A 19,894-nucleotide genomic window follows, 5' to 3' on the forward strand; every position below is an offset into this window, starting at 1 on the left:
ACTCTGGTCCTTTACTCACCCCCGCATAAGGACTTCTTTCATGGCTCAAGTGACTCTCAAAGGCAACCCGGTTCAGGTCAACGGCGAACTGCCGAAAGTCGGTGCCCAGGCACCTGCGTTTTCCCTGGTGGCGGGCGACCTGTCCGACGTGACCCTGGCTTCCTTCGCCGGCAAGCGTAAAGTGCTGAACATCTTCCCGAGCGTCGACACCCCGACCTGCGCCACCTCGGTGCGCCAGTTCAACGCCAAGGCCAACGAACTGGCCAACACCGTGGTACTGTGCATCTCGGCCGACCTGCCGTTCGCCCAGGCACGCTTCTGCGGCGCCGAAGGCCTGGAAAACGTCAAGAACCTGTCCACCCTGCGTGGTGCCGAATTCATCCAGAACTACGGCGTGGCCATCGCCGACGGCCCGCTCAAGGGCCTGACTGCCCGTGCAGTCGTGGTACTGGACGAAAACGACAAGGTGCTGCACGCCGAACTGGTCAAGGAAATCGCCGAAGAGCCGAACTACGACGCGGCGCTGGCGGTACTGAAGTAACGCATTCAGGCACCGCGAGTTTTCATGCACCGCATGGATGCCTTCGCTGGCAAGCCAGCTCCCACAGGGGGGCGGTGCTGAAATAGAAAGGTTATTTGAAAAAAGTTGTAACGGCCTGGCCTTAGCCCAGGCCGTTTTTATTTATAGTTCAGCACTTTGCCAACGTCAGCTCTAGGTAAATAGCCGGTAAAGGCGCTTTGCTAAAACCGCTCTACTGCTTATCGTTCAGCCTCCTCAAGAGAAGTCTTTCCGCACAATGGCCGATCAACCGATGCAAACCGCCCGTCCTCGTCACTCCCGTCGCTGGCTGCTGAGCCTGCTGGTCCTGCTGCTGATTGCCGGCCTGTGCTGGGTATTCTGGCCTTCATCGCCGGCGAACAAGGCCCCGGGCGCAGGCAAGCCGGGGGGCGGGCGGCCAGGTTTCGGCGCGTTCGGCGGGCCGGTACCGGTGCGTGTGGCGCCGGCCACCGTGGGCGACTTCCCGCTGTACTACAAGGCCCTGGGCACCGTGACCGCGACCAACACGGTCAACGTGCGCAGCCGCGTGGGCGGCGAGCTGGTCAAGATCAACTTCAAGGAAGGCCAGCGGGTCAAGGCCGGCGACCTGCTGGCAGAGATCGACCCGCGCAGCTACCAGATCGCCCTGCAGCAGGCCGAAGGCACCCTGGCACAGAACCAGGCGCAGCTGAAAAACGCCCAGATCGACCTTGAGCGCTACAAGGGCCTGTTCGCCGAAGACAGCATCGCCAAGCAGACCCTCGATACCCAGGCCGCGCTGGTAGCCCAGTACCAGGGCACCATCAAGACCAACCAGGCGGCGGTGGGCGATGCCAGGCTCAACCTCGACTTCACCAGGATTCGTGCCCCCATCAGCGGGCGCCTGGGCCTGCGCCAGCTGGACGTCGGCAACCTGGTGGCGGCCAACGACACCACGGCACTGGTGGTGATCACCCAGACCCAGCCGATCACCGTGGTCTTCACCCTGCCGGAAACCGAGCTGAGCACCGTGCTGTCGCGCTACCGCAGCGGGGCCCAGCTGCCGGTACAGGCGTGGGACCGCGGCGACACCCAGCAGCTCTCGGTGGGCGTGCTGAGCAGCCTGGACAACCAGATCGACACCACCACCGGCACCCTGAAGTTCAAGGCCGGGTTCGAAAACCAGGATGAAATGCTGTTCCCCAACCAGTTCGTCAACGTGCGCCTGCTGGCCGACACCTTGAAGGACGTGGTGCTGGCGCCATCGGCCGCGATGCAGTTCGGCACCAACGGCACCTTCGCCTACGTGATGGACGGCGACAACAAGGTGACCATCCGCAGCCTCAAGCTCGGCGCCAGCGACGGCGACCTCACGGTGGTCAAGGAAGGCCTGGCCAAGGGCGAGCGCGTGGTGCTCGAAGGCACCGACCGCCTGCGTGACGGCAGCGAGGTGGAAGTGGTCAACGACAGCAGCGACGTGCCCGCCACCCCAGGCCAGCACCTGCAGGGCCAGGACAAGAAAGACCTCTCGGCCACGCCGGGCGAGCAGGGCAAGGCTGGCGCATGAACCTTTCGCGGCTGTTCATCCTGCGCCCGGTCGCCACCACGCTGAGCATGCTTGCCATCGTGCTGGCCGGCCTGATCGCCTACACGTTGCTGCCCGTGGCGGCCTTGCCCCAGGTCGATTACCCGACCATCCGGGTCATCACTCTGTACCCCGGTGCCAGCCCGCAGGTGATGACCAGCGCCGTCACCGCGCCGCTGGAGCGCCAGTTCGGGCAGATGCCCGGGCTTACCCAGATGGCCTCGACCAGTTCGGGCGGTGCCTCGGTACTGACCCTGCGCTTCAGTCTCGAAATGAACATGGACGTCGCCGAGCAGCAGGTGCAGGCGGCGATCAACGCGGCCAGCAACCTGTTGCCCAGCGACCTGCCGGCGCCGCCGGTGTACAACAAGGTCAACCCGGCCGATACCCCGGTACTGACCCTGGCCATCACCAGCAAGACCATGCTGCTGCCCAAGCTCAACGACCTGGTCGACACGCGCATGGCGCAGAAGATCGCACAGATCAGCGGTGTGGGCATGGTCAGCATCGCCGGTGGCCAGCGCCAGGCGGTACGCATCAAGGTCAACCCTGACGCACTGGCCTCGGCCGGGCTGAACCTGGCCGACGTGCGCACCCTGATCGGCGCCTCCAACGTCAACCAGCCCAAGGGCAACTTCGACGGCCCCACGCGGGTCTCGATGCTCGACGCCAACGACCAGCTGCGCTCCCCCGAGGAATACGCCAACCTGATCCTGGCCTACAAGAACGGTGCGCCGCTGCGCCTGAAGGACGTTGCCGAGATCGTCGACGGCGCCGAGAACGAGCGCCTGGCGGCCTGGGCCAACCAGAGCCAGGCAGTGCTGCTGAACATCCAGCGCCAGCCTGGGGCCAACGTCATCGAGGTGGTCGACCGGATCAAGGCGCTGCTGCCGTCGATCACCGACAACCTGCCGGCGGGGCTGGACGTGGTGGTGCTCACCGACCGCACCCAGACCATCCGTGCTTCGGTCAAGGATGTGCAGCATGAGCTGCTGATCGCCATCGTGCTGGTGGTGCTGGTGACCTTCCTGTTCCTGCGCCGGGCCAGCGCCACCCTCATCCCGTCGATCGCCGTGCCACTGTCGCTGATCGGCACCTTCGGCGTGATGTACCTGGCCGGGTTCTCGATCAACAACCTCACGCTGATGGCCCTGACCATTGCCACCGGCTTCGTGGTGGACGATGCCATCGTGATGCTGGAGAACATCTCGCGGCATATCGAGGAGGGCGAGACGCCGATGCAGGCCGCGCTCAAGGGCGCCCGGCAGATCGGCTTCACCCTGATCTCGCTGACCTTCTCGCTGCTCGCGGTACTGATCCCGCTGCTGTTCATGGCCGACGTGGTGGGGCGGTTGTTCCGCGAGTTCGCCATCACCCTGGCGGTGGCGATCCTGATCTCGCTGGTGGTGTCGCTGACCCTCACGCCGATGATGTGCGCGCGCCTGCTCAAGCGCGAGCCCAGGGAAGAGGAACAGGGGCGCTTCTACCGCGCCAGCGGTGCCTGGATCGACTGGATGATCGCCCACTATGGTCGCGGCCTGCAGTGGGTGCTGCGCCACCAGCCGCTGACCCTGCTGGTGGCGGTGGCGACCCTGGGCCTGACCGTGCTGCTGTACCTGGCGGTGCCCAAGGGCTTTTTCCCGGTGCAGGACACCGGGGTGATCCAGGGTATTTCCGAAGCCCCGCAATCGATCTCGTTCGCCGCCATGAGCCAGCGCCAGCAGGAACTGAGCGCGGTGATCCTGCAGGACCCGGCCGTGCAGAGCCTGTCGTCGTACATCGGCGTCGACGGCGACAACGCCACGCTCAACAGCGGCCGGTTGCTGATCAACCTCAAGCCCCACGGCGAGCGCGACATCACTGCCTCGCAGGTCATCACCCGTTTGCAACCGCAACTGGACAAGCTGGTGGGCATTCGCCTGTTCATGCAGCCGGTGCAGGACCTGAGCATCGAAGACCGCGTCAGCCGCACCCAGTACCAGTTCAGCCTGTCGTCGCCGGATGCCGACCTGCTCGCGCAGTGGAGCGGCAAGCTGGTGGATGCGTTGCATGATCGCCCCGAGCTGACCGATGTGGCCAGCGACCTGCAGGACAAGGGCCTGCAGGTGTTCCTGGTGATCGACCGCGACGCCGCCAGCCGTCTGGGCATCAACGTGTCGGAAATCACCAATGCGCTGTACGACGCCTTCGGCCAGCGCCAGATCTCTACCATCTATACCCAGGCCAGCCAGTACCGCGTGGTGCTGCAGGCCGCTGCGGCGGCCGACCTTGGGCCCAGGGTGCTCGACCAGATCTACGTCAAGACCACCGATGGCGCGCAGGTGCGCCTGTCGAGCCTGGCCCATGTGGAGCAGCGCCAGGCGCAACTGGCCATTGCCCACATCGGCCAGTTCCCGGCGGTGATGATGTCGTTCAACCTGGCCGAAGGCGTGTCGCTGGGCGAGGGCGTCAAGGTCATCGAACAGGTGCAGCAGCAGATCGGCATGCCGCTGGGCGTGCAGACCCGCTTCCAGGGCGCGGCCGAAGCCTTCCAGGCGTCGCTGTCGAGCACCCTGCTGCTGATTCTGGCGGCGGTGGTGACCATGTACATCGTGCTCGGCGTGCTCTACGAGAGCTACATCCACCCGGTGACCATCCTTTCGACCCTGCCTTCGGCCGCAGTGGGCGCGCTGCTGGCCTTGATGATCAGTGGCAACGACCTGGGCATGATCGCGATCATCGGCATCATCCTGCTGATCGGTATCGTCAAGAAGAACGCGATCATGATGATCGACTTCGCCCTGGAGGCCGAACGCAACCAGGGCATGGACCCGCAGACGGCGATCTACCAGGCGGCGCTGCTGCGCTTCCGGCCGATCCTGATGACCACCCTGGCGGCGCTGTTCGGGGCCATCCCGCTGATGCTCGCCACCGGCTCGGGCGCCGAGCTGCGCCAGCCGCTGGGCCTGGTGATGGTGGGCGGGCTGCTGGTGAGCCAGGTGCTGACGCTGTTCACCACGCCGGTGATCTACCTGTACTTCGACCGCCTGGCGCGTCGCTGGCGCCGTCAGCCTGACCCGCAACAGGCCGACGCATGAACCTCTCCGGCCCGTTTATCCGTCGCCCGGTGGCGACCATGCTGCTGAGCCTGGCCATCATGCTGCTGGGCGGGGTCAGCTTCGGCCTGCTGCCGGTGGCGCCGCTGCCGCAGATGGACTTCCCGGTGATCGTGGTGTCGGCCAGCCTGCCCGGGGCCAGCCCCGAGGTGATGGCCTCCACCGTGGCAACCCCGCTGGAACGCTCGCTGGGCAGCATCGCCGGGGTCAACACCCTGACCAGCCGCTCCAGCCAGGGCTCCACGCGGGTGATCCTGGGCTTCGACATGGGGCGCGACATCGATGGCGCCGCACGCGAGGTGCAGGCGGCCATCAATGCCACGCGCAACCTGCTGCCCAGCGGCATGAAGAGCATGCCCACCTACAACAAGTTCAACCCGGCCCAGGCACCGATCATGGTGCTGTCGCTGACCTCCGATGTGCTGCAGAAGGGCCAGCTCTACGACCTGGCCTCCACCATCCTGTCCCAGAGCCTGTCCCAGGTGCCGGGTGTGGGCGAGGTGCAGATCGGCGGCAGTTCGCTGCCGGCGGTGCGCATCGAGCTGGAGCCGCAACTGCTCAACCAGTACGGCGTGAGCCTGGACGATGTGCGCCAGACCATCGCCAACGCCAACGTGCGCCGGCCCAAGGGCTTCATCGAGGACACCCAGCGCAGCTGGCAGGTACAGGCCAATGACCAACTGGAGAAAGCCAAGGACTACGGCCCGCTGGTGATTCGCTACCAGGACGGCTCGGTGCTGCGCCTGAGCCACGTGGCCAAGGTCACCGATGGCGTGGAGAACCGCTACAACAGCGGCTTCTTCAACGACAAGGACGCGGTGCTGCTGGTGATCAACCGCCAGACCGGCGCCAACATCATCAAGACCATCGAGAGCATCAAGGAGCAGTTGCCGGCGTTGCAGGACCTGATGCCGGCCAGCGTGCAACTGAACGTGGCCATGGACCGCTCGCCGGTGATCAAGGCCACCCTCAAGGAGGCCGAACACACGCTGCTGATCGCCGTGGCGCTGGTGATCCTGGTGGTGTTCCTGTTCCTGGGCAACCTGCGCGCCTCACTGATCCCGACCCTGGCGGTGCCGGTGTCGCTGGTGGGCACCTTCGCGGTGATGTACCTGTGCGGGTTCTCGCTCAACAACCTGTCGCTGATGGCGCTGATTCTCGCCACCGGGCTGGTGGTGGACGACGCCATCGTGGTGCTGGAGAACATCTCGCGGCATATCGACGAAGGCGTCGCGCCGCTGGCCGCGGCCTTCCTCGGCGCCAAGGAGGTGGGCTTCACGCTGCTGGCGATGAACGCCTCGCTGGTGGCGGTGTTCGTCTCGATCCTGTTCATGGGCGGCATCGTCGAGTCGTTGTTCCGCGAGTTCTCCATCACCCTGGCGGCGGCCATCCTGGTGTCGCTGGTGGTGTCGCTGACGCTCACGCCGATGCTCTGCGCGCGCTGGCTCAAACCTCACGCCCCCGGCGAGCAGACCCGCCTGCAGCGTTGGAGCGAGCGTCTCAACCAGCGCATGATGGCCGGCTACGACCGCAGCCTGGGCTGGGCGCTGCGCCATCGCCGCCTGACGCTGCTGAGCCTGCTGGTGACCATCGTGGTCAACGTGGCGCTGTACGTTGTGGTGCCCAAGACCCTGATGCCGCAGCAGGACACCGGCCAGTTGATGGGCTTTGTGCGGGGTGACGATGGCCTGTCGTTCGCGGTGATGCAGCCGAAGATGGAAATCTACCGGCGCGCCTTGCTCAAGGACCCGGCCGTGCAGAGCGTGGCCGGTTTCATCGGCGGCAACAGCGGCATCAACAACGCCATGGTGCTGGTGCGCCTCAAGCCGATCAAGGAGCGCAAGGAGTCGGCGCAGAAGATCATCGAGCGCCTGCGCAAGGAGATGCCCAAGGTACCCGGCGGGCGGCTGTTCCTGATGGCCGACCAGGACCTGCAGTTTGGCGGTGGCCGCGAGCAGAGCAGCTCGCAGTTTCTCTACACCCTGCAAAGTGGCGAGCTGACGGCGTTGCGCGAGTGGTACCCGAAGGTGGTGGCGGCGTTCAAGGCGCTGCCGGAGCTGACGGCCATCGACGCCCGCGAAGGCAGCGGCACCCAGCAGGTGACCCTGGTGGTCGATCGCGAGCAGGCCAAGCGCCTGGGCATCGACATGAACATGGTCACCGCCGTGCTCAACAACGCCTACAGCCAGCGCCAGATCTCGACCATCTACGACAGCCTCAACCAGTACCAGGTGGTGATGGAGGTCAACCCCAAGTATGCGCAGGACCCGCGCACCCTGGAGCAGGTCCAGGTGATCACCGCCGACGGCGCACGCGTGCCGCTGTCGACCTTTGCCCATTACGAGAACAGCCTGGCCGAGGACCGTGTCAGCCACGAGGGGCAGTTCGCCTCCGAGGACATCTCGTTCGACCTCGCAGAAGGCGTCAGCCAGGACGTGGCGCTGGCCGCGGTGGAGCGCGCGGTGGCCAAGGTCGGCCTGCCCGAGGACGTGATCGCCAAGCTTGGCGGTACCGGCGATGCCTTCACCAAGAGCCAGGAGGGCCAGCCCTGGATGATCCTCGGCGCCTTGCTGGCGGTGTACCTGGTGCTGGGGATTCTGTATGAAAGCTACATTCACCCGCTGACCATCCTCTCGACCCTGCCGTCGGCCGGGGTAGGGGCGCTGCTGACGCTGTACGTGGTCGGCAGCGAATTCAGCCTGATCTCGCTGCTGGGGCTGTTCCTGCTGATCGGGGTGGTGAAGAAGAACGCGATTCTGATGATCGACCTGGCCCTGCAGCTGGAGCGCCATGAAGGGCTGAGCCCGCAGGAGTCGATTCGTCGGGCCTGCCTGCTGCGTCTGCGGCCGATCCTGATGACCACCCTGGCGGCGATCCTGGGCGCCTTGCCGTTACTGCTGAGCACCGCCGAGGGCGCCGAGATGCGCCAGCCGCTGGGCCTGACCATCATTGGCGGGCTGGTGTTCAGCCAGATCCTCACGCTTTACACCACTCCGGTGGTCTACCTCTATCTGGACCGCCTGCGCCATCGCTTCAATCACTGGCGTGGCGTGCGTACCGACGCTGCTTTGGAAACCCCGCTATGACCCGACCTGCCGATGTTTGTCCACCTTCCCTGCAGCGCGTGCTGGCGGCCCGTGGTTCGCGCCTGCTGACCTCGGCCCTGTGCCTGGCGATGCTCAGCGCCTGTACCCTGAGCCCCGACTACCACCGGCCGCAGGCGCCGGAGCCGGTGGCGTTCAAGTACGCCGAGGGCTGGACCCAGGCCAACCCGTCCGACGCCCTGGCGCGCGGGGCCTGGTGGGAGCTGTACGGCGATGCGCAGCTCAACGGTCTGGTCGAGCAGCTCAATGCCAACAACCAGACGGTGGCCCAGTACGAGGCGCAATACCGCCAGGCCCAGACCCTGGTGCGCAGCGCCCGGGCTTCGCTGTTTCCCAGCCTCGACCTGAGCGCCGGCAAGACCCGCTCCAGCCAGGGCACCGGCAGCAGCAGTTCGAGTCTGAGCAACAACAGCAGCGGTATCCGCGACACGTATAGCGCCCAGCTGGGCGTGAGCTGGGAAGCCGACCTGTGGGGCAAGCTGCGTGAGGGCCTGAACGCCAACGAGGCGAGTGCCGAGGCGAGCCTGGCGGACCTGGCGGCGATACGCCTGAGCCTGCAGTCGGAGCTGGTGCAGAACTACCTGCAGCTGCGTGTGATCGACGAGCAGAAGCGCCTGCTCGAGGCCACGCTGGCGGCCTATCAGCGTTCGCTGACCATGACCCAGAACCAGTACCGCGCCGGGGTTTCGGGCAAGGACGCGGTGGCCCAGGCACAGACCCAGCTCAAGAGCACCCAGGCCGACCTGATCGACCTGATCTGGCAGCGGGCGCAGTTCGAGAATGCGATTGCCGTGCTGATGGGCAAGGCGCCGGCCGAATTTGCCCTGGCGCCGAGCACCACCATACCGGCCTTGCCGCAGATCCCGCTGGCGCTGCCGTCGCAGCTGCTGGAGCGCCGCCCCGACATTGCCTCGGCCGAGCGCAAGGTGATGGCGGCCAACGCCAATATCGGCGTGGCGCGGGCGGCGTACTTCCCGGACCTGACCCTGAGCATGAGCGGTGGCTACAGCAGTAGCAGCTTCAGCGACTGGATCAGCTTGCCGAACCGCTTCTGGTCGGTGGGGCCGCAGTTGGCCGTGACCCTGTTCGATGCCGGCAAGCGCTCGGCCGAGGTCGACCGTACCAAGGCCGTGTATGACCAGACTGTGGCGCAGTACCGTCAGAGCGTGCTGGATGGCTTCCAGGAGGTGGAAAACTACCTGGTGCAGCTGAAGGTGTATGCCGATGAGGCGCAGGTGCGCGATGAGGCGCTGGCGTCGGCGCGCGAGTCGCTGCGCCTGACCGAGAACCAGTACAAGGCGGGCCTGATCGGGTATCTGGACGTGGTGAACGTGCAGACCACCGCGTTGAGCAATGAACGCAGCGTGCTGAACCTGCTGCAGGGCCGGCTGGTGGCCAGCGTGCAGTTGATTGCGGCGTTGGGGGGTGGCTGGGAGGCAGCCAGCCTTGCTGCTGAAGACCGTACCGCGATCGGCAGGTAGTGTGCGTCGAGGCGTTCGCCGGCAAGGCCGGCGCCTACAGGCCGCGGTGTGATTGTAGGAGCCAGCCTTGCTGGCGAAGGCCGCGACGCGGTTCCAAAGCCTGATGGCCATTCGCCAAAAACATCCCGCCATCCCTCGGAAACTCCGTGCGTTTCGCTAAAGGTTGAGTACAATCATCGGTTTTTCACCGGGCCGGGACAGCGCCCGTCAACCGGGCCTTGGAACCTTCATGCTCAACGGTAGTTATTCCTCCTCGCTGGTCCTGATTTCGCTGTGCGTGGCGATTCTGGCGTCCTACACGGCGCTGGACCTGACCGGGCGCATCGCCACCGCCAAGGGCCGTGCCGCGTACCTGTGGATGGTCGGCGGTGCTCTGGCCCTGGGCACCGGGATCTGGTCGATGCACTTCATCGGCATGCTTGCCTTCAGCCTGCCCATCGAGCTGGGCTACGACCTGAGCCTCACCGCGCTGTCGCTGGTGATCTCGGTGCTTTCGTCGGGCTTCGCACTGTGGCTGGTGAGCCAGCCGAGCCTGCCGGGCCGCGTGCTGGCGCTGGGGGCGCTGATCATGGGCGCGGGCATCAGCAGCATGCATTACACCGGCATGGCTGCCATGCAGATGCAACCGGGCATCGACTACGACCCGCTGCTGTTCGCCGCCTCGCTGTTGATTGCAGTAGGCGCGTCGGTGGCCGCACTGTGGATCGCCTTCCGCCTGCGCCGCAATACCCCGTATGTACGCCAGATTCGCGGCGGCGCCGCCGTGGTGATGGGCATTGCCATCGTCGGCATGCACTACACCGGCATGGCAGCGGCCAATTTTGCCGACGGCAGCTTCTGTGGCGCGCTGGACGGTGGGCTCAGCGGCAGTGGCCTGGACTACCTGGTGCTGATCACCACCCTGGCAGTGCTGGCGGTGGCGCTGCTGACCTCGGTGCTGGATGCACGCCTGGAGGCGCGCACTGCGGAGCTGGCGCAATCGCTGACCCTGGCCAACCAGGAGCTGACCCAGCTGGCGCTGCACGACACCCTCACCGGGCTGCCCAACCGCAGCCTGCTGACCGACCGCATCGAGCAGGCCATCGCCAAGGTGGCCGAGCAGGGCGGCTGCTTTGCGCTGATGTTCATCGACCTGGACGGGTTCAAGCCGGTCAACGACGCGTTCGGCCATCACACCGGCGACCAGTTGCTCAAGGAGGTGGCGATGCGCCTGCGCGGCCACCTGCACAGCCAGGACACCCTGGCGCGCATCGGCGGTGACGAGTTCGTGCTGCTGGTGGAACTGGACGAGCCTGAAGACGCGGTGGGGGTGGCCGCCAAGCAGGTCAACCTGGTATCGCGCCCGTTTCGGGTGGCCGAGCAGAGCCTGCAGATCTCCGCCAGCGTCGGCATCGTGTTGTACCCCGGCAACGGCGCCGACCAGATGGAGCTGCTGCGCAATGCCGACGCGGCCATGTACCACGCCAAGAGCGCCGGCAAGAACGCCTACAGCTTTTTCGATGTGTCGATGAACAGCAATGCGCGCCTGCAGCTGCAGTTGCTGCAGGACCTGCGCATGGCGCTGGAGCAGCGCCAGTTGCGCCTGTTCTACCAGCCCAAGTTCGATGCGGTGGGGCGCCAGCCTATCGGTGCCGAGGCCCTGCTGCGCTGGGAGCACCCGCAGCACGGCATGTTGCTGCCCGATCGCTTCATCCAGCTGGCGGAAAAAACCGGGTTGATCATCCCGATCGGCGAGTGGGTGCTGGACGAGGCCTGCCGCCAGATGCGCAGCTGGATGGACCAGGGCTATGAAAACTGGCGGGTTGCAGTGAACCTGTCGGCCATCCAGTTCTGCCATGCCGGGCTGGTTGACAGCGTGGCGTCGGCCTTGCAGCGCCATCGCCTGCCGGCCAACAGCCTGACCCTGGAGATCACCGAAACCACCGCCATGCACGACGCCGATGCGAGCCTGATGGTGTTGCAGCGCCTGTCGGACATGGGCGTGGACCTGTCCATCGACGATTTCGGTACCGGCTACTCCAGCCTGATGTACTTGAAGCGCCTGCCGGCCAACGAGCTGAAGATCGACCGTGGCTTCGTGCGCGACCTGGAGCAGGACAGCGACGATGCCGCGATCGTGTCGGCCATCGTGGCGCTGGGGCAGGCACTGGGGTTGAGGATTGTTGCCGAAGGGGTGGAAACCGACCGCCAGCAGGACTTCCTGACCCGTCTGGGGTGTGATTCGCTGCAAGGGTACCTGCTCGGTCAGCCGCTGCCGGCCGAGCGTTTCATGGCTGATATCGAGAGACTGGCGGTGGGGCAGGCCTGAGCGCCAGCGTCAGGCCGAGCGCAGCGCACACGAGGGCTGGAACGCTTCAAGCTCGTCTTCCACCGCTTCGATGATGCGCTCCACATCCGACGCCGCCATCAGTGTGGCGCACGGAATGCCGGCAATCGCCAGCAGGGTTTCGCCGGTGGCGCGGTCGAACACGCGCGCCACCATGCTGCGCGGTGCATCCATGCTGGCTTCAAAGCCCAGGGGATGGAAGTGCCAGCGCATCATCTGGCAGGCGTTGGGAAACGTGAGCTTGTTCATGCCGGCCTCCTTTTACAGCTGACCCCGATTCGCTGAGCATGCCTGTACCCGGGACACGCTGCCCAGGGAAGGCCAAGACCCTAACCATAGCACCGATGCGGCCGCTGTCCGCCGCTTGTTTGCGCCCCGTTGCAGGATGTTTGACCTGCGTCACAATGGCTTTTTGCTATGTGTGGGTTGCGCAAGCGTTTGCGTGGTCCGCATTGCGGCGGGTGAGGCTGTCATGGCCGCTGAAGCGGGCAGGGTGGGGCCACGGGTATTTCAGACCAGCGGCGGGCTCAGCTGAGCAGGCCGGCGGCGATGTTGATGGTGAAACCCAGAATCGCGGTGTTGAACACGAAACCGATCACCGAGTGGGCCAGCACCACGCGGCGCAGTTCACGCCCGGCGACGCCCACATCGGAGGTTTGCACTGCGACGCTGAGGGTGAACGAGAAGTAGTGGAAGTCCCAGTAATCGGGGTTGCGCTCCTCGTCTGGAAAGCGCAGCAGCGGCTGCTTGGCGGTGCTGGTGTAGAACAGGCGCGCATAGTGCAGGCTGAAGATGGTGCCGATCAGCAGCCACGAGCCGGCCACGGTGAGGCCGGTGTACAGGTAGTGCAGGGCCTGGGTGCTGCCGGTCAGGCCCTTGCTGCTGGCCAGTTGCAGGGTGACTGCGGCAAGGCTGGCGATGGCCGCGATACTCACGGTAAACAGCACCAGCCCGGCATTTTCGTCCTCGATGCAGGCCACCTTGCGCACCTGGCCCGGTTTTGCCCGCAGGGTCAGCCAGAACACCAGCAGCAGGTACAGCCAGACCCCGAGGTTCCAGCCCGCCAGGATGTGTTGCACCAGGTTGTCTGCCGGGATGAACACGCCGCCCAGGCAGCCGACCAGTGCGGCGGCGCTGAGGCGCGGGTGGGTATGGGCCAGTTTGTGGAATGCCATGTTGCCTCACGTCGATGGATGCACCGCCAACTGTAGCCTATACCTAGGAAGCCTTTCTTCAGGCGCCACTGGAGCGACCGCATGAAACACGCATTGATCATCGGCACCCTGTGCCTGGCCGGGCTGGGCCTGGCCGGTTGTTCGAGCAGCACCGTGCAGCCCGACGAGTACTCCGGGTTCCTCAAGGACTACAGCCGTCTCAAGCAGACCACCTCGCCCTCCGGTGCCACGGTGATGCGCTGGATCGACCCGAACCTCAAGCTCGACCGCTACACCAGCGTATACATCGAGCCCAGCCAGCTGTATCCCAAGCCGCAACCTACCGCGCGGATTCCGCAGAGCACCCTGCAAGGCATCACCCACTACTACGACCAGGCGCTCAAGCGCGAGCTGGGCAAGTCGTTGCCGCTGGCCACCGGCCCTGGCCCGGGGGTGATCGTGGTACGCCCGGCGATCACGGCCGTCAGCAGCAAGACCGAGGGCCTGAAGGCATACGAAGTGATTCCGGTGGCGCTGGTGGCGGCAGCGGTGAGCACGGCCTCGGGCATCCGCGACCAGGAGACCGATATCGCCACCGAGGCGCAGTTTCTGGATGGCGGCAGCAACAAGGTGCTCGCCCAGGTGGTGCGCAAGGGCAGTGGCAAGCCGCTGGAAAACGACAGCCAGGTGATGAAGGCCGACGATGTGAAGGCAGTGCTCGATGGCTGGGCGTCCGACCTGCACCAGTCCTACCTCAAGCTCAAGGGCCATTGAGCCCTGTGCCAGGCCATTTCGGGGAGCCTCGCAATGGCCTGGCAGCGTGTTGGCCGGTCTGCCGGCCCCAGCGGGCCGACGACAGTTGACCGCTTCACCATTGAAACCCGGCTTCAATCAGCCTAGCCTGCGCGGCATACCGTTGAAAGGAGCCCGTCATGCAAGGCGTTACCCGCAAGATCACCCAGGCCATTCTGTACGAAGTCATCGCGGTGGCCTGTGTCGCACCGGCCCTGGCATTGGCCTTCGATGAGGGCATGGCCCATTCCACCGTGCTGTCGGTGATCATGTCGGGCATGGCCCTGGGCTGGAACATGCTCTACAACTACCTGTTCGAGTTCTGGGAGGCACGTCAGGCCCGACGCAGCCGCACCTTCGTACGGCGCCTGCTGCATGCCATCGGCTTCGAGGGCGGGCTGGTGCTGATCCTGCTGCCGGTGGTGGCCTGGTGGCTGGACATCAGCCTGTGGGCGGCACTGGGCACCAACCTTGCGCTGTTCGTGTTCTTCTTCGTGTACGCCTTCGTGTTCCAGTGGGGCTTCGACCGGGTGTTCGGCGTGCCCGAATCGGCGCACGAACGCGGCGTGCAAGCCTGCACGAGCGCAAAATGAATGATTGACTTGAAAAAGGCCCTGGGCTAGTTTCGCTGCCATGACCTTATTCGCAGCGTTGCCTTCGCACAGCATTATTACCGCCATTATCAGATTGGCGGGCTAGCGAGCACCTTGCACCTAACCCGCCCTGGAGGCGGGTTTTTCCTTTCTGACTCCTGGGCACTTCAAAAAAAACCAGGAGTCACCGATGACCAGCCTTACCGTCTGCCCCAGCACCTCGACCAGCGCCACCAGCCTGCTGTCGGACTATGTGCGAAGGATTCTTGCCGCACCGGTATATGACCTGGCCATCGAGACGCCCCTGCAGCCCGCCCGGGCGCTGTCCGAGGCCCTGGGCAACAACGTGCTGCTCAAGCGCGAAGACCTGCAGCCGACCTTTTCCTTCAAGATCCGCGGGGCCTACACCCGCCTCAGTCGTCTGAGCACCGAGCAGCGCGAGCGCGGGGTGATCACCGCGTCTGCCGGCAACCATGCCCAGGGCGTGGCGCTGGCTGCTCGTGAACTGGGCATGCGCGCCACCATCGTGATGCCCACCACCACTCCGGCGCTGAAGATCGAAGGGGTGCGCTCGCGTGGCGGCAATGTGGTGCTGCACGGTGACAGCTTCCCGCGGGCGCTGGCCCATGCGCTGCAACTGGCCCAGAGCGAAGGCGCCACGTTCGTGCCACCGTTCGACGACCCGGACGTGATTGCAGGGCAGGGCACCGTGGCCATGGAGATCCTGCGCCAGCAACCGGGCGAGCTGGACGCGATCTTCGTGCCGGTGGGCGGCGGCGGCCTGATCGCCGGCATCGCCGCCTACGTCAAATACCTGCGCCCGCAGGTAAAGGTGATCGGCGTCGAGCCGCACGACTCGAACTGCCTGCAGGCCGCGCTGGCCGCTGGCGAACGGGTGGTGCTCCCCCAGGTCGGCACCTTCGCCGACGGCGTGGCGGTGGCGCAGATCGGCGCGCATTGCTTCGAGGTGTGCCGGCATTACGTGGACGAAGTGGTCACGGTCAGCAGCGACGAGCTGTGCGCGGCCATCAAGGACATCTACGACGACACCCGCTCGATCACCGAGCCTTCCGGTGCGCTGGCGGTGGCGGGGATCAAGAAGTACGTGGCCAGCCGCGGTGTGACAGGCCAGACCCTGGTGGCGATCGACTCCGGTGCCAACGTCAACTTCGACCGCCTGCGCCATGTGGCCGAACGCGCCGAACTGGGCGAGCAGCGCGAGGCGGTCATCGCGGTGACCATCCCCGAGCAGCCGGGCAGCTTCCGTGCCTTCTGCCAGGCCCTGGGCCAGCGCCAGATCACCGAGTTCAACTACCGCTACCAGCCCGGCAAGGAGGCCCGCCTGTTCGTCGGCGTGCAGACCCACCCGCACACCGACCCGCGCGCGCAGTTGCTGGCCAGCCTGGCCGGGCAGGGCTACGAGGTGCTGGACCTGACCGAGAACGAGCTGGCCAAGTTGCATATCCGCCACACCGTGGGCGGCCACTCGGCCCCCTCGCTCGACGAGCGGGTGCTGCGCTTCGAGTTCCCGGAGCGTCCTGGCGCCTTGCTGGGCTTTCTGGAGCGCCTGGGCAAGCGCTGGAACATCAGCCTGTTCCACTACCGCAACCACGGGGCTGCCGAGGCGCGGGTGTTCGTGGCGCTGCAGGTGCCGGACGATGAGCTGGCGCAGTTGCCAGGCACCCTAGACGGCATGGGCTATCGCTACTGGGACGAGACCGACAACCCGGCCTATCGGCTGTTTCTTGGCTGACTTTGCGCTGGATCAACATGCCCTGCGGCCCACGGGCGGATCCTTGAGGCAGAGATATAAAGCCTGAGGAATACCGCCATGAGCAGCACGTTTTTCATCCCAGCCGTCAACATCATGGGCATCGACTGCCTGGACGAAGCCATGACCGCCATTGTCGGCTATGGCTTTGCCAAGGCGTTGATCGTCACCGATACCGGGCTGGCCAAGGCCGGCGTGGCACAGCGAATCGCCGAGCAGCTGGCGATGCGTGACATCGACTCGGTGGTGTTCGACGGCGCCAAGCCCAACCCGAGCATCGCCAACGTGGAGCAGGGCCTGGCGATGCTCAAGCGCGAGCACTGCGACTGCGTGATTTCGCTGGGCGGCGGTTCACCCCACGACTGCGCCAAGGGCATTGCCCTGTGTGCCACCAATGGCGGGCACATCGGCGACTACGAAGGGGTCGACCGCTCCGCCAAGCCGCAATTGCCGCTGATCGCGATCAATACCACGGCCGGTACGGCCAGCGAGATGACGCGCTTCTGCATCATCACCGACGAGGCACGCCACGTGAAAATGGCCATCGTCGACCGCAACGTCACCCCGTTGCTGTCGGTGAACGACCCGGCGCTGATGGTCGGCATGCCCAGGTCGCTGACGGCGGCCACCGGTATGGATGCACTGACCCACGCCATCGAGGCCTATGTATCCACGGCGGCCACGCCGATCACCGACGCCTGCGCACTCAAGGCCATCGAGCTGATCAGCCGCAACCTGCGCCAGGCGGTGATCGACGGGCAGGACCTGACCGCGCGGGAGAACATGGCCTATGCGCAGTTCCTCGCCGGCATGGCGTTCAACAATGCTTCGCTGGGGTTCGTGCATGCGATGGCGCATCAGCTCGGTGGCTTCTACGACCTGCCGCACGGGGTGTGCAACGCGGTGCTGCTGCCCCATGTGCAGCGGTTCAATGCGGCGGTGAGCGCGGCGCGCCTGCGTGATGTGGCACAGGCGATGGGCGTGGCGGTGGAGGGGCTGAACGCGGCGCAGGGTGCCGATGCGGCGATCCAGGCCATCGTGCAACTGAGCGACGATATCGAGATCCCGCCGGGGCTGGAGGTGCTGGGTGCGCGGGTGGCGGATGTGCCGACCCTGGCGGCCAACGCGCTCAAGGATGCCTGCGGCCTGACCAACCCGCGGCGGGCCAGCCAGGCCGAGATCGAGGCGATCTTCAAGGCAGCCTTCTAGCGCATCTTCGCTGGCAAGCCAGCTTCCACAGGGTTCTGCGGTACAGCCAGAACCTGTGGGCTGGCTTTGCGGCGAAGCCGTCAGACCACCAGCGACAACAGCATGATGAAGATGATGCCCACCACCGACAGGATGGTTTCCATCATGCTCCAGGTCTTGAAGGTTTCGGCCACGGTCATGTTGAAGTACTGCTTGACCAGCCAGAAGCCCGCATCGTTGACATGCGACAGGATCAGCGAGCCGGCCCCCGTGGCCAGCACCAGCAGCTCGCGGTTCACGCCCGGTATCATGCCGATCACCGGGGCCACGATACCCGCACCGGTAATGGTCGCCACCGTCGCCGAGCCCGTGGCGATGCGAATCACCGCCGCCACCAGCCAGGCCAGCATGATCGGCGAGATCTGCGCCTGCACCGCCATCTGACCGATCACGTTGCCCACACCGGTATCCACCAGCATCTGCTTGAAGCCGCCCCCAGCCCCCACGATCAGCACGATTGCCGCCGTAGGCGCCAGGCTCTGGTCGAGCATCTTCATGATCTGCTGGCGGCTGAAGCCCTGGGCCGAGCCGAAGGTGTAGAAGGCCAGCAGCAGGGCGGCCAGCAGCGCCGTGATCGGGTGCCCGATCAGGTCCATCCACTGGCGAAAGATGTGCTCGGCCGGCAGTACCACGTCGGCGAAGGTCTTGAGCAGCATAAGGAACACCGGCAGCAGGATGGTTACCAGCGTGATGGCGAAGCTGGGCAGTTGCGTGCGCTCGGCTTCGCGGGCGATCTGGTCCATCAGCTCCTGGGACGGCGAGCCGGGGATGTACCGCGAAATGAACGTGCCGTACAGCGGCCCGGCGATGATCGCCGTGGGCAGCGCCACGATCAGCCCGTAGAAGATGGTCTTGCCGATGTCGGCGCCGAACACGCCGATGGCCAGCAGCGGGCCCGGGTGCGGCGGCACCAGCCCGTGCACCACCGACAGCCCGGCCAGCAGCGGAATGCCGATCTTGATCAGCGATACCCCGGTGCGCCGGGCAACGATGAACACCAGGGGTATCAGCAGCACGAAGCCGATTTCGAAGAACAGCGGGATGCCCACCAGGAAGGCGGCGAACATCATGGCCCAGTGCACCTTCTGCTTGCCGAAGGCGCGAATCAGGGTTTGCGCGATCTGGTCGGCGCCGCCGGAATCGGCCATCAGCTTGCCGAGCATGGTGCCCAGTGCCAGCACTATCCCGACAAAGCCGAGTACGCCCCCGAAACCGTCCTGGAACGACTTCATCACTTTGGCTACCGGCATGCCGGAGGTCAGGCCCAGAAAGCCCGCGGCCAGGGTCAGCGCCACGAAAGGGTGCACCTTGAAGTGGGTGATCAGCAGCACCAGGCCGATGATGGTCACCAGTGCATCGAGCAAGAGGTAGGTATCAGTTGCCAGACCGAACATGGTTCAGTGCCTCGTGTTGTCATTGTTGTGGGCGGAACTTTTACAGCGTGCAGCAGTCGAGACAGCGCTATCTTTGGTGAGCCGGAAAACTGCCGGAAAATCAGGCAGTTCGCGCCAGCGCCGACTCACCGCAGGGCTTTAGCCAGGTGTCTACCTGACGGGCCAGCTGGGCGATGGGTTGGGTGGCGTCCAGGGTCAGGGTCAGGGTTTCGCCGCGCGGCGACTCCAGGGCGGCGAACTGGCTGTCGATCAGGCTTGCCGGCATGAAGTGGCCGGGGCGTGCCAGCACGCGGCGTTCGGCTTCCTGGGGCGTCAGTTCGAGGAACACGAAGCCCAGGTCGGGTACGGCGTGGCGCAGGGCGTCGCGGTAGCGCTTTTTCAGCGCCGAGCAGGTGAGGATCGGCCGTTCGCCGGCCTTGAGGGTGGCCTGCAGCTCTTCGCCCAGGCGGATCAGCCAGCCAGCGCGGTCGTCATCGTCAAGGGGAATGCCGGCGCTCATCTTCTGGATGTTGGCGGCAGGGTGAAAGGCATCGCCTTCGATCAGGCGGCCGCCGCTGCAATCGGCGATGGCAGAACCGACGCAGCTCTTGCCGCAGCCAGCCACGCCCATCACCACAATAGCGGACAGGGGAGAGTTCATCGGTACCTCCTGCGGGGCGAGATAGCGCTATCTTTGGCCGAGGCTGACAACGCCTCGGCGGCTTCCCACCCGGTTGTTATTGGTTTTGTAAAAGCAGTCTGGGCGCTCATCGCCGTGCACCTGCAGTTATGCATTGCCTGACGTCTGAGACAGCGCTACCTTAGTGCCCGTTCCCTTCTCTTTGCAAGCCGAAA

Annotated in this window: 14 protein-coding genes; 10 read left to right on the forward strand and 4 right to left on the reverse strand. The window is 65.4% G+C overall.

Features of this window, described 5'->3' with window-relative positions; translation table 11 throughout:
- Nucleotides 1-40: 40 nt before the first annotated feature.
- The 6 genes from tpx (at nt 41) to NJH59_RS18455 (ending at nt 12,090) form a co-directional block, all read left to right on the forward strand.
- Nucleotides 41-541, forward strand: a complete 501-nt coding sequence (gene tpx, locus NJH59_RS18430) for a thiol peroxidase (protein WP_043861433.1) — start codon at nt 41-43, stop codon at nt 539-541.
- Nucleotides 542-797: 256 nt separating this feature from the next.
- Complete coding sequence (locus tag NJH59_RS18435) at nt 798-2,084, forward strand: MdtA/MuxA family multidrug efflux RND transporter periplasmic adaptor subunit (RefSeq protein WP_043861434.1); 1,287 nt, start codon at nt 798-800, stop codon at nt 2,082-2,084.
- Nucleotides 2,081-5,179 (forward strand): MdtB/MuxB family multidrug efflux RND transporter permease subunit, encoded by a 3,099-nt coding sequence (locus NJH59_RS18440; protein WP_253087151.1) that lies wholly within the window; start codon nt 2,081-2,083, stop codon nt 5,177-5,179. Before NJH59_RS18435 ends, NJH59_RS18440 begins: the two co-directional genes overlap by 4 nt.
- Nucleotides 5,176-8,283 (forward strand): efflux RND transporter permease subunit, encoded by a 3,108-nt coding sequence (locus tag NJH59_RS18445; RefSeq protein WP_043861436.1) that lies wholly within the window; start codon nt 5,176-5,178, stop codon nt 8,281-8,283. Before NJH59_RS18440 ends, NJH59_RS18445 begins: the two co-directional genes overlap by 4 nt.
- Nucleotides 8,280-9,782, forward strand: coding sequence for an efflux transporter outer membrane subunit (locus NJH59_RS18450; RefSeq protein WP_253087152.1), 1,503 nt, complete (start codon nt 8,280-8,282; stop codon nt 9,780-9,782). The genes NJH59_RS18445 and NJH59_RS18450 overlap by 4 nt, the downstream gene beginning before the upstream one ends.
- A 229-nt stretch (nt 9,783-10,011) precedes the next feature.
- Nucleotides 10,012-12,090, forward strand: a complete 2,079-nt coding sequence (locus tag NJH59_RS18455) for an EAL domain-containing protein (RefSeq protein WP_058540139.1) — start codon at nt 10,012-10,014, stop codon at nt 12,088-12,090.
- Between the two features lie 9 nt (nt 12,091-12,099).
- Here the strand turns inward: NJH59_RS18455 and NJH59_RS18460 are convergent, their stop codons facing one another.
- Nucleotides 12,100-12,357, reverse strand: a complete 258-nt coding sequence (locus NJH59_RS18460) for a DUF1652 domain-containing protein (RefSeq protein WP_043861439.1) — start codon at nt 12,355-12,357, stop codon at nt 12,100-12,102.
- A 278-nt stretch (nt 12,358-12,635) separates the two neighbouring features.
- Nucleotides 12,636-13,283 (reverse strand): DUF1345 domain-containing protein, encoded by a 648-nt coding sequence (locus tag NJH59_RS18465; RefSeq protein WP_054914577.1) that lies wholly within the window; start codon nt 13,281-13,283, stop codon nt 12,636-12,638.
- 81 nt (nt 13,284-13,364) lie between these two features.
- Here NJH59_RS18465 and NJH59_RS18470 point away from each other — a divergent pair, with 81 nt between their 5' ends.
- From NJH59_RS18470 to yiaY, 4 genes are all read left to right on the forward strand, one after another.
- On the forward strand, nt 13,365-14,036 hold the full coding sequence (locus NJH59_RS18470) for a DUF3313 domain-containing protein (protein ID WP_253087153.1): 672 nt from the start codon (nt 13,365-13,367) through the stop codon (nt 14,034-14,036).
- A gap of 158 nt (nt 14,037-14,194) precedes the next feature.
- The gene (locus NJH59_RS18475; protein ID WP_043861441.1) at nt 14,195-14,647 is read left to right on the forward strand and encodes a PACE efflux transporter; all 453 of its coding nucleotides are present in this window, start codon (nt 14,195-14,197) and stop codon (nt 14,645-14,647) included.
- 190 nt (nt 14,648-14,837) lie between these two features.
- Nucleotides 14,838-16,400 carry a threonine ammonia-lyase, biosynthetic gene (gene ilvA, locus NJH59_RS18480; protein ID WP_043861442.1) on the forward strand — a complete coding sequence of 521 codons (1,563 nt, stop codon included), beginning with the start codon at nt 14,838-14,840 and terminating at the stop codon, nt 16,398-16,400.
- A 78-nt stretch (nt 16,401-16,478) separates the two neighbouring features.
- Nucleotides 16,479-17,627 carry an L-threonine dehydrogenase gene (gene yiaY / locus NJH59_RS18485; RefSeq protein ID WP_054914574.1) on the forward strand — a complete coding sequence of 383 codons (1,149 nt, stop codon included), beginning with the start codon at nt 16,479-16,481 and terminating at the stop codon, nt 17,625-17,627.
- 80 nt (nt 17,628-17,707) lie between these two features.
- Here yiaY and NJH59_RS18490 read toward each other — a convergent pair whose 3' ends face one another.
- Nucleotides 17,708-19,060 (reverse strand): GntP family permease, encoded by a 1,353-nt coding sequence (locus tag NJH59_RS18490; RefSeq protein ID WP_043861444.1) that lies wholly within the window; start codon nt 19,058-19,060, stop codon nt 17,708-17,710.
- Between the two features lie 100 nt (nt 19,061-19,160).
- Nucleotides 19,161-19,700 (reverse strand): gluconokinase, encoded by a 540-nt coding sequence (locus tag NJH59_RS18495; protein WP_043861445.1) that lies wholly within the window; start codon nt 19,698-19,700, stop codon nt 19,161-19,163.
- Between the last annotated feature and the right edge of the window lie 194 nt (nt 19,701-19,894).

The sequence above is a fragment of the Pseudomonas sp. VE 267-6A genome, assembly GCF_024126555.1.
Lineage (GTDB): Bacteria > Pseudomonadota > Gammaproteobacteria > Pseudomonadales > Pseudomonadaceae > Aquipseudomonas > Aquipseudomonas palmensis.

Coding starts and splice junctions, on each gene's coding strand:
- tpx (WP_043861433.1), top strand. CDS start 41: ATGGCTCAAGTGACTCTCAAAGGCAACCCGGTTCAGGTCAACGGCGAA.
- NJH59_RS18435 (WP_043861434.1), top strand. CDS start 798: ATGGCCGATCAACCGATGCAAACCGCCCGTCCTCGTCACTCCCGTCGC.
- NJH59_RS18440 (WP_253087151.1), top strand. CDS start 2,081: ATGAACCTTTCGCGGCTGTTCATCCTGCGCCCGGTCGCCACCACGCTG.
- NJH59_RS18445 (WP_043861436.1), top strand. CDS start 5,176: ATGAACCTCTCCGGCCCGTTTATCCGTCGCCCGGTGGCGACCATGCTG.
- NJH59_RS18450 (WP_253087152.1), top strand. CDS start 8,280: ATGACCCGACCTGCCGATGTTTGTCCACCTTCCCTGCAGCGCGTGCTG.
- NJH59_RS18455 (WP_058540139.1), top strand. CDS start 10,012: ATGCTCAACGGTAGTTATTCCTCCTCGCTGGTCCTGATTTCGCTGTGC.
- NJH59_RS18460 (WP_043861439.1), bottom strand. CDS start 12,357: ATGAACAAGCTCACGTTTCCCAACGCCTGCCAGATGATGCGCTGGCAC.
- NJH59_RS18465 (WP_054914577.1), bottom strand. CDS start 13,283: ATGGCATTCCACAAACTGGCCCATACCCACCCGCGCCTCAGCGCCGCC.
- NJH59_RS18470 (WP_253087153.1), top strand. CDS start 13,365: ATGAAACACGCATTGATCATCGGCACCCTGTGCCTGGCCGGGCTGGGC.
- NJH59_RS18475 (WP_043861441.1), top strand. CDS start 14,195: ATGCAAGGCGTTACCCGCAAGATCACCCAGGCCATTCTGTACGAAGTC.
- ilvA (WP_043861442.1), top strand. CDS start 14,838: ATGACCAGCCTTACCGTCTGCCCCAGCACCTCGACCAGCGCCACCAGC.
- yiaY (WP_054914574.1), top strand. CDS start 16,479: ATGAGCAGCACGTTTTTCATCCCAGCCGTCAACATCATGGGCATCGAC.
- NJH59_RS18490 (WP_043861444.1), bottom strand. CDS start 19,060: ATGTTCGGTCTGGCAACTGATACCTACCTCTTGCTCGATGCACTGGTG.
- NJH59_RS18495 (WP_043861445.1), bottom strand. CDS start 19,700: ATGAACTCTCCCCTGTCCGCTATTGTGGTGATGGGCGTGGCTGGCTGC.